1 pseudogene is annotated in these 290 nt (G+C 63.1%); it reads left to right on the forward strand.

What is annotated here, in order from left to right:
• Window positions 1-73: 73 nt before the first annotated feature.
• Window positions 74-290, forward strand: a pseudogene (locus tag P0G09_RS20270) (polyprenyl synthetase family protein); the annotation flags it as partial.

Below are 290 nucleotides of genomic sequence, written 5' to 3' on the forward strand. Positions count from 1 at the left end.
CACGCTGCAGCTGGATGAGATCGACGCGCAGCGGGCTCCCCGGCCGGATGCCGCACATTAAGGAGGACGTTTCATGGATTACGCGAAGCAGTATCATGAGTATCTTGCCAGGGCAAATCAGGCACTGGAAAAGGCCTGCGAGACTTTTTTACCCGAGGAATCTGAGGTCTGCCGGGCTGCCCGTTACAGCCTGCTGGGCGGCGGCAAACGCATCCGCGCAGTGCTGGTTCTGGCCGTGTGCGAGTTGCTCAACGGCAGCGCTGGAGCTGCCGGGCAGGGTGCGGCGGCGG

Source organism: Faecalibacterium sp. DFI.5.82, assembly GCF_029076575.1.
Taxonomy (GTDB): domain Bacteria; phylum Bacillota; class Clostridia; order Oscillospirales; family Ruminococcaceae; genus Faecalibacterium; species Faecalibacterium duncaniae.